Annotated in this window: 3 protein-coding genes; 1 reads left to right on the top strand and 2 read right to left on the bottom strand. The window is 40.4% G+C overall.

From position 1 onward, the window contains the following. Nucleotides 1-83: 83 nt before the first annotated feature. Complete coding sequence (locus ACKI5B_RS09210; RefSeq protein WP_407428020.1) at nucleotides 84-2,936, bottom strand: tetratricopeptide repeat protein; 2,853 nt, start codon at nucleotides 2,934-2,936, stop codon at nucleotides 84-86. Between the two features lie 14 nt (nucleotides 2,937-2,950). After that, nucleotides 2,951-4,501: a fibronectin type III domain-containing protein gene (locus tag ACKI5B_RS09205; protein ID WP_407428018.1), complete on the bottom strand. Its 1,551-nt coding sequence runs from the start codon at nucleotides 4,499-4,501 to the stop codon at nucleotides 2,951-2,953. A gap of 1 nt (nucleotide 4,502) precedes the next feature. Here ACKI5B_RS09205 and uvrC point away from each other — a divergent pair, with 1 nt between their 5' ends. Continuing rightward, a complete protein-coding gene (gene uvrC / locus ACKI5B_RS09200) occupies nucleotides 4,503-5,606 on the top strand; it encodes an excinuclease ABC subunit UvrC (RefSeq protein WP_407428016.1) in 1,104 nt (367 codons plus the stop codon). The last annotated feature ends 132 nt before the right edge of the window (nucleotides 5,607-5,738 follow it).

The raw sequence follows: 5,738 nt of genomic DNA, 5'->3' as shown, positions 1-5,738 counted from the left end.
TGATCCAGAGCTCGGCGGCGTCCGGCTTGAAAATGATGTCCTCATCACCGAAGAAGGCAATGAGGTCATCACTCATTCAAAAATTATAAGGCTTTAAAAAGCGAATCAGCTTCGTTGTTCAGAACTTCCCGTAAAGTTTCGTCTTCGAGGCTTTCGCTTAATTGTTTAAGATTTTCAAGAACTTCTTTTACAAGTTCAATTCCTTCGTTTTCACTTGCTTTGTTTTCCGGATTTTCGTGAATTAAGCCTGAACGGATAAGTGCACTTGTTGTAGCAAAAAGACCTGGCTTTCCGGAAAGTTTTGAAATTACGTAATCCAGAAGAAGTCTGTTTCTGCTTGTCATGTATTCTCTGCGCTGTTCACCAGGAAGGTATTCAAGCATCTGTCTGAGGGCTTTGAACATTGAAAGATAAGACCGGAAACGGTAAATCATGCTTCTGTCTTCAATTGCAGCAATTATTGAAGGAAGCATATCTATTGCACGGCGGATTGTTAAATCATCGGCCTGTTCTATGCTTTCTCCGGCTGGTTCTGTTTCTTCATAAGATTCCGCTGCTTCCTCTGGCAGTCCAGTTTCTTCTGCTGGTTCTGTTTCTTCACTCTCTTCTTCCGTTGAATTTTCTAATTCATCCGGAATATCATCAAAGAAATCTTCAGATTCTTCTTCGTCAGATAAATCTTCTTCATCAAGAAGAGCATTTTCAGTTTCAGACTCGGGGTCAGTTTCAGGCTCTGCTTCATTGACAATTTCAGATTCTGTTCCGTTTTCTGAGACCGGTTCAGTTTCAGACTCAATTTCCGGCTCATTACTTTCTTCAGTAAGTTTTTTTGCTTCTTCAAGAAACTGGGTCGTGTCAGCTGCCTGATTTGCTGCCTGCCATGCCTGTTCAGCAGCATAATTTGCTTTATCAGTAATTTCTGCTGCTTTTTTGAGCTGTTCTTCCAGTTTATCAAGAGATTCTTCTGTCAGTTCTGCTTTTACCGTCTGTTCTTCTTTTTCCGGTAAAACTTCGTCAGGCAGAGCTTCTTTATGTGCAGTTTCCTCAGGTAAAGATGCGGCATCTTCAAGATATTCAGTACTGTCTGGAACAGGAACTGCTGCATCATCTTCTGAGTTTTCGAATTCAAAATCTTCTTCATCGAGCGGAGCACCGTCATCTACAAGTTCATCAAAATCAAGAATTTCTTCATCTCCAAGTGCATTTTCGTCAGATTGAAGTAAATCAGCTACTGAATCGATATCATCTGCTGCGGACTGAGCATTTGCCAGAGAATCATTTCCAAACTGGTCAAAATTGAATTCTTCATCATTTGAATCTAAAGAACTGTCAGACTCATCCGGATTTTCACCTTCCGGAATATCATCGCTGACTTCAGAATCATCAGAAACGAGAGAAATTTCTTCCATGTCAGAAACTTCAGAAACAGGATTTTCATTTGAGGTATTTTCTTCTGTGTCAGTGCCTGTCTTTCCGCCTGAGAAGATTGAATCATAATCAGTATCAGATGAATTTGTTAAGCCTGAGTCGATTAAGTCTGAATATGACTCATCACCTAAAATCCGCTCTGCAGCTTTCTTTGACCGGTGATTAAATGAATCGGCACTTGTCGCCATTTTATAAAATTTCAATGCTTTACCGATTTCATTTTTTCCTTCGTAAAGTTCGCCCAAATGCATGAGAGAGCGGGAATCATTAGGATTTTTCTGAATTGCAGCCTGTAAATAAGGTTCTGCTTTGTCGATTTCTCCTTTTTGAATGAATCTTTCAGCCCAGTCCCGGTAAAGTTCGTTGTAGTCCGGTGAAATTTTCTTTATGTTTGCAAAACATTCTTCGGCTTTTTCTTTTTCGCCGTTACAGATATAGTATTGTCCCAGAAGATTCATTGCCTGAACGTCATTCTGGTCAGCTTTCTGCAGTTTTGAGATTCTTTCATAAGCTTCTTCAAGTTTATCTGCAGAAATATGTATATGAGCTGACTGTTTTACTATTTTTTTATCATCAGGATTTAAATTTTCTGCCTTTATGATAGTTTCAACTGCTTCTTCAAGTTTTCCCTGACTTTCGAGAGAATCTGCCAGACCTGTAAGTGCATTTCTGTATTCTTCATCAATTTCAAGTGCTTTTTTATATTCAGTTTCAGCTTCATCAAAAATACTCTGTCTGTTGAATACATTTCCTTTTGCTGTGTGCATCTTTACATCATCAGGATAAAGTTCAAGAGCCTGAGTAACTGCATTGTCTGCTTCAGTAACTTTGTTTTCAGTTAAGAGTAAATCTGCATATGCTTCAATGGCATCTGTCCAGCCCGGTTTTGCACGTAATGCACCTTCATAATAGGAAAGTGCTTTCTGGGTTTCGCCTGTTTCTGCATAACTTTTTGCAATATTGAACTGCAGAATAGGATGATTTGGATCGAATTTCAAACCGCGGTTGTATGCTTCAATTGCTTTTCCGTGATTTCCCTGAAGGGCGTAAATTGCACCAAGATGGTTGTTTGCAAGGACGTCAGAAGGATTTTCTTCGACAACTTCTTCAAAGCAGTTTACCGCATCGTTATAATTTCCCATCTGGCGGTAAGTAAATCCTAAATTGTAGGAAATTTTTGCACGTGTTTTAGTGTCATCTTCGCAGATAACAAGAGCCTGTTCCAGTACTGCAACTGATTCTTCGTATTTTTTCTGGCGGCGGTAAATTCCTGAAATCGAAACAAGGGCGTCGAGATTTTCATTATCAGCTCTTTCAATCTGTTTAAAAATCGTTAAAGCCTGGTCATCTTTACCGGCTTTTACATAGAGATTTCCCAGCTGCATTTTGTAATCCAGATTATCTGGTTTTTCCATAATCAGGTTTTTATAAATTTTTGCAGCTAATGTGTAATCATGTGCAATTAAAGCTGATTTTGCTCTGTTTAATAAAATATTTGTATCAGACATAATTTTTTACCGCCTTATTTCAGGGATAAACGGGCACTTGGACGCGCAAAGACTTCTTTTGAAAGAGTTCCGTTTATTCTTCCGTCAATTTTTGAATAAGCACTCACCGCAAAATAATATATTCTTCCGTTTTCAAGACCTGTAAGTGTCACAGAAGTTGTATTTCCGACATTTACAGGTGAAGAGCCTTCAAGAGCAACACGTCCAAGATATTCTCCGGGACGATTTCCGTAGTAGACATAATAACCGCCTGCATTTTCATCAACAGAAAAACTCCAGTTCAATGTTACACAGCTGTCACCAGGTTTTGCATTTATGGCAAAAGGCGGCAGAGGTTCATTCTGTTCATCGTACTTTATGGAAATTTCTGTAAGACGCGGTGTTTTGTTTCCGTTTCCATCCGGCAGGAATTCTGCTGATAACTGAAAGTATAACCCGGAAATGTCAGAAATCTTTTCGCCCGGAACAATTTCTTTCCATGCAGGATAATTCTCATTCCAGCCGTAGCAATTATCGCCGCTTCTTACATAAAAGCGGATATCTGTTTCTGCCGGAACATTCATTAAGGCATCAATCTGTTCAATAGTTGCAGAGTGAGAAACTAAAAGCGGTTTTGTGACAAACTTTCCGCCTTCAACACTGAATTTCTCATTTCCTGTTGAAAGAATATCATTTCTGGAATTTGATGCCGGAAGTCTTGAAATTTTAAAACTGTCAATTTTTCCGACATAATCAGGGCAAAGTTCAACTGCGGCTTTTACGCCGATTACCGGATAGCATACTGTTCCGTTTTCATGTCCGCTTAAAGTTATGAATTTCAGCGATTCAGTTCTTCCGTCAACCAGATATTCTAAAAGTCCAGATTCTTCATTAAAAGAAATTGTATGTCTTGTCCATTTATCCGGAACAATTGTGCTGTAACCTGAAATATGAACTTCTTTTTCTCTGTAACCATTGAAAATATTATTAAAAGCCCATTCAAGATGATTGTTAAAAAATGAAGCAGAAATCATCTGATATTCAGAGTTAATGTCATTATTTAATGATGAACGCCATGAAAGTACCATTTCGCCGTTTTCTGCAAGGGAAGGGCAGAGCCAGAATTCAATTGTAAATGAGCCTGCAAATCCAGTTTTTCCGAAAAGAGCTGAATTTTTTCCGGAAAGAGAAAGACCTTTTTTTTCACCTTTGCTTAATGCTGCACCGTTTCCTTTTGCACTGTTTGTGCTGTAAACAAGATTATTCTTCAGAACAGAATAATTTCCTGCAGCATCATAAAAGTTTTTTTCATCATCAAAAGTGAGAAGCATGTCAGTATCTGAAGAAACAGAAAGTGTCTGTGTAGAAAGTTCAACAGCATCATAACCGAACTGTCCTGTCCTTTTTGAAACAGTGACTCCATTCATTCCGGCTATTTCATTCCAGCCTTTTTCACCGCCAAGAATAAGAGTTTTTGGAGTTGAAAAAGCAGGAAAAGCAATCGCCATAAATTTCAAAACTGTGATAATTTTTGTCAATCGTGGAAAAAAACTTACTTTTTGTGATAAAATGTTTCTGATACCCATTATGCTTAACACCCAAACTTCAGAATATGAAAAACTTCACGAAACTGCGTTAAAGGCACCCTCCTCAAGCGGTGTATATTTGTGGCGGAATTCCGAAGAAACCGTCATTTATGTTGGCAAAGCAAAGAACCTGAAAAACAGGCTCTCTTCTTATTTTTCTGCAGGCCGTAATATTAAAACGGAACTGCTGGTTTCAAATGCGGCATCAATCGAATACATTACGACAAGCAATGAGTACGAAGCGTTTCTTCTCGAAAACAACTTAATCAAAAAGTACACGCCGCGCTACAACATTCAGCTTAAAGACGGAAAATCCTACCCCGTCCTCAAAATTACAAACGAAGAGTTTCCGCGTCTTTACAAAACCCGTCAGGTCAAGCGTAATGACGGAGCCGCATATTTTGGTCCGTTTCCTGATGCAGGTTCTCTCGACACTTTCATCGACACTCTCTACAAAGTTTATCCTTTAAGACATTGCCGCTCGTTCAAAAAGCGGGAAGCTCCGTGCATGTATTATCACATCGGGCGCTGTAAAGCTCCGTGCTGCAATAAAATCGATAAACAGACCTATAATGAATTTATCGAAGAAATTAAGGCTCTACTTGAGGGAAAAGGCGATGAAACTGTAAATAAACTTACCTCAGAAATGAAGAAAGCCGCCGCCGCCTTAAACTTTGAAAAAGCTGCAAGACTTCGTGACGGACTTCGTGCCCTTACAATCATGCAGAACCAGAACATCGTCGAAGACTTTGAAAGCGAAGACCGCGACTACATTGCCCATTGGCGCGAAGGCGAACTTGTAACTTTCTGCGTTCTTAAAATCCGAAGCGGAAAGCTTTTAGGCCGTGACAATTTCCGTGTTGAAAGCCTTAACGAAGACGAAGAACTTCTTGAAGAGTTTGCGCGCTCTTATTACGAAAGCAAAGACTCTCTCCCGCCCAAAATTTTTATCAGTGAACAGGACAACACGGAGTTTCTTGAACAATGGCTGAATCAGCTGGAGGGGGAAGTCTCCCCCTGCGCGCCCACTTCGCTGGTCGCTACCCCCTCTGCGGTGGGAGTCGGATCGTTGCCATGTCGTTCTGTGGGCCAAGGAGTTGGCTAAGACATTTGTCTTCCTAAGACCGGCTTGGCCTCCGACTTGGACAACACGGAGTTTCTTGAACAATGGCTGAATCAGCTGGAGGGGGAAGTCTCCCCCTGCGCGCCCACTTCGCTGGTCGCTACCCCCTCTGCG

This window comes from Treponema sp. (assembly GCF_045657965.1).
In the GTDB taxonomy this organism is placed as follows: Bacteria; Spirochaetota; Spirochaetia; order Treponematales; family Treponemataceae; genus Treponema_D.
Note: the sequence above shows the minus strand (reverse complement) of the source record. Positions and strands in the feature narration are given on the sequence as shown.

Bases quoted from the DNA above. Each gene is read 5' to 3' on its own strand.
- ACKI5B_RS09210 (WP_407428020.1), bottom strand. From the start codon at position 2,936: ATGTCTGATACAAATATTTTATTAAACAGAGCAAAATCAGCTTTAATT.
- uvrC (WP_407428016.1), top strand. From the start codon at position 4,503: ATGCTTAACACCCAAACTTCAGAATATGAAAAACTTCACGAAACTGCG.
- ACKI5B_RS09205 (WP_407428018.1), bottom strand. From the start codon at position 4,501: ATGGGTATCAGAAACATTTTATCACAAAAAGTAAGTTTTTTTCCACGA.